Genomic DNA, 3,468 nt, shown 5'->3' on the forward strand with positions numbered 1-3,468 from the left:
GCGTCGGCCGTTCAGTGTGTACTCGCGTCGTCAGGACGGCGGGGTCGAGGAGCTGTGGACGCGTCACGGGTCCGGTGTGCTGGCGGTCGGGGCGCAGCCGGAGGGGGAGCTGGAGTTCGGCGAGCTGGCGGCGTGGCCGCCGGCCGGCGCCGTACCGGTCGACGTCCACGGCCTCTACACGGAACTCGCCGAGGAAGGCGTTGCGTACGGGCCGCTGTTCCAGGGCCTCAAGGCCGCCTGGCGGCGCGGCGCCGAGCTGTTCACCGAGGTCGCGCTGCCGGACGACGTACGCCGGGATGCGGCGCGGTTCGGTCTGCACCCGGCCCTGCTCGACGCGGGCCTCCACGCCATCGGCCACGGCGACGACGCTGCACGGACGTCTTCCGGTGCTCTGCTGCCGTTCTCATGGGCTGGAGTCTCGCTCTACGCGGCCGGCGCGTCTTCGCTGCGCATGCGGCTGACCCCGCTCTCTTCGGACGATCCGCACACGCTCGCGCTGTTGGTCGCGGATGAGGCGGGGCGTCCGGTGGCGGCCGTGGAGTCGTTGATGCTCCGTCCGGCTTCCGCCGATCAGGTGCACGCGGCGGGTGGCGGTCATGTGGAGTCGCTCTTCCGCGTGGAGTGGGTACCCGGTGCGGTGTCTTCGGCGGGTGCCGCTGCCGGCCTGCGGTGGGCGGTGCTGGGCGGGGACGAGATCGGCCTGGACACCACGGGAGCCCATGTCATCCGCTACCCGGATGCGGTCGCGCTCGGTGTGGCGTTGGCGGCGGGTGAGCCGGTGCCGGATGCGGTGTTCGTCGTGCCGTCGGCTGGTGTTGATGCCGGTGACGTGGTGGGTTCCGTGCATGCGGCGGTGAACGGTGCGCTTGCGGTGGTGCAGGAGTGGCTGGCTGATGAGCGGTTCGCCGGCACCCGGTTGGTGTGGGTGACCTCTGGTGCGGTGGCCGTCGAGGCCGGTGCTGGTGTCGGGGATCTTGCGGGGGGTGCGGTTCGCGGGCTGTTGCGTTCGGCGCAGTCGGAGAACCCGGGGCAGTTGTTCATGCTCGACCTGGACGGTGAGGAGGCGTCGCTCGCGGCGGTTCCTGCCGCGTTGGCGTCCGGGGAGCCGGAGGTGGCGATCCGGGGTGGTGCGGTCACCGTTCCGCGTCTGGTGCGTGTGGCTTCTTCGGACAGCAACTCGGACCGCGCGACCGAACTGCCGACGGCCCTTGGCGAGCCTGGTGGGACCGTGCTCGTCACGGGTGCCACGGGTGCTCTGGGCCGGTTGTTCGCCCGTCATCTGGTGTCTGTGTACGGGGTGGAGCGTCTGCTGCTGACGAGCCGTCGGGGTCCGGCGGCGGACGGGGCAGCGGAGCTGGTTGCGGAGCTGCGTGGACTGGGTGCGCACGCGGAGCTCGTGGCTTGTGATCTCGCGGACCGGGGGGCGTTGGAGGAGCTGCTGGCGGGGATTGCGGCCGAGCATCCGTTGACGGCCGTGGTGCACACAGCCGGGGTCCTGGACGATGGTGTCCTGGCTTCCCTCACCCCCGAGCGGGTGGCGGCAGTGCTGCGGCCGAAGGTGGATGCCGCGTGGAACCTGCATGAGCTGACGCGCGAGCTGGACCTGTCGGCTTTCGTGCTCTTCTCGGGTGCGGCGGCCGCGTTCGGCGCGGCCGGGCAGGCCAACTACGCTGCGGCGAACGCGTTCCTGGAGGCTCTGGCCGAACACCGCCGGGCTGAGGGACTGGCTGCCACCTCCCTGGCCTGGGGCCTGTGGGCTCCCCAGGCAGGCAGTGGCATGGCAGGTCGCCTCGACGAGGCCGACCTGCGGCGCATCGCCCGGGACGGCGTCGGCGCACTCACCAGTGACGAAGGACTCTCCCTCTTCGACACCGCCATGACGGTGGACTCGGCGGTCCTCCTGCCGATGCACCTGGACCTTGCGGTCCTGCGCGCGCAGGCCGCTTCCGCCGGTACCACGCCGCCGCTGCTGCGTTCCCTCGTACGGGTACCGGCACGCCGGAGTGTCGAGCGACGCCACACCGGGGCGGGCGACGCATCGCCCCTGACCGCTCGCCTGCTCGCCCTGCCTACGGCGGAGCACGAGGGCGTACTGCTGGACCTGGTGGCCGGACACGTGGCTGCCGTCCTCGGCCACTCGGGTTCCGGGGCGGTCGACGCGGACCGGGCCTTCCGGGATCTCGGCTTCGATTCCCTCACGGCCGTGGAACTGCGGAACGTACTCAAGGCGGAGACCGGGCTGCGGCTGTCACCGACCCTGGTCTTCGACTACCCGACGCCGGCCGCACTGGCCCGGCACCTGCTGAACGAGCTCGCCGTGACCGTCGGCGAAGAGCCGTCGACCGGTCTGACGGCGCCCGTACGGCCCGCAGTGGGCGTGACGGACGATCCGATCGTCATCGTCGGTATGGGCTGCCGGTTCCCCGGTGGGGTGCGGACGCCCGAGGACCTGTGGCAGCTCGTCGCCACGGGCGGCGACGGCATCACTGCCTTCCCGGCCGACCGGGGCTGGAACGTCGACGCCCTCTACCACCCGGACCCGGACCACGCGGGTACCTCGTACACCCGTGAGGGCGGTTTCCTGCACAAGGCGGCCGAGTTCGATGCGGCGTTCTTCGGGATCTCGCCGCGTGAGGCCCTGGCGATGGACCCGCAGCAGCGGCTGTTGCTGGAGACCTCGTGGGAGGCGTTCGAACGGGCCGGGATCGACCCGACCGCCCAGCGCGGCAGCCGGACGGGCGTCTTCGCCGGCGTCATGTACCACGACTACGTGACGGGCATCGGCATCGGGGACGGCGCCGGAAACGGTGAGGAACTGCCCGAGGGCGTCGAGGGATACCTCGGCACCGGCAACGCCGGCAGCATCGCCTCCGGCAGGATCGCCTACACCTTCGGCCTGGAGGGCCCGGCGGTCACCGTCGACACGGCCTGCTCGTCGTCACTGGTCGCCCTGCACTGGGCCATCCAGGCACTGCGCAATGGCGAGTGCGACATGGCCCTGGCCGGCGGCGTGGCCGTCATGGCCACCCCGGAGACGTTCATCGACTTCAGCCGTCAGCGCGGCCTGGCGGAGGACGGCCGCTGCAAGTCCTTCGCGGCGGCCGCCGACGGCACGGGCTGGGCCGAGGGCGCGGGCATGCTGCTCGTGGAGCGGCAGTCGGACGCGATACGGAACGGCCACCCGATCCTGGCCGTGGTGCGGGGTTCGGCGGTCAACCAGGACGGTGCGAGCAACGGCTTGACCGCTCCGAACGGCCCGTCGCAGCAGCGGGTCATCCGAGAGGCCCTGGCCGGGGCGGGACTTTCCCCGCTGGACGTGGACGCGGTGGAGGCACACGGTACGGGTACCCGGCTCGGGGACCCGATCGAAGCGCAGGCGCTGCTGGCGACGTACGGGCAGGAGCGGCCGGAGGGCCGTCCGCTGCTGCTGGGGTCGATCAAGTCGAACATCGGGCACACGCAGGCCGC

1 protein-coding gene is annotated in these 3,468 nt (G+C 71.9%); it reads left to right on the forward strand.

Annotation, left to right across the window (positions count from 1 at the left end; genetic code table 11):
• On the forward strand, positions 1-3,468 hold a 3,468-nt coding region (locus tag ABZZ17_RS39915), incomplete at both ends, for an SDR family NAD(P)-dependent oxidoreductase (protein ID WP_356884276.1).

Origin of the sequence: Streptomyces sp. NPDC006512 (assembly GCF_040611935.1) — a bacterium.
GTDB lineage: Bacteria > Actinomycetota > Actinomycetes > Streptomycetales > Streptomycetaceae > Streptomyces.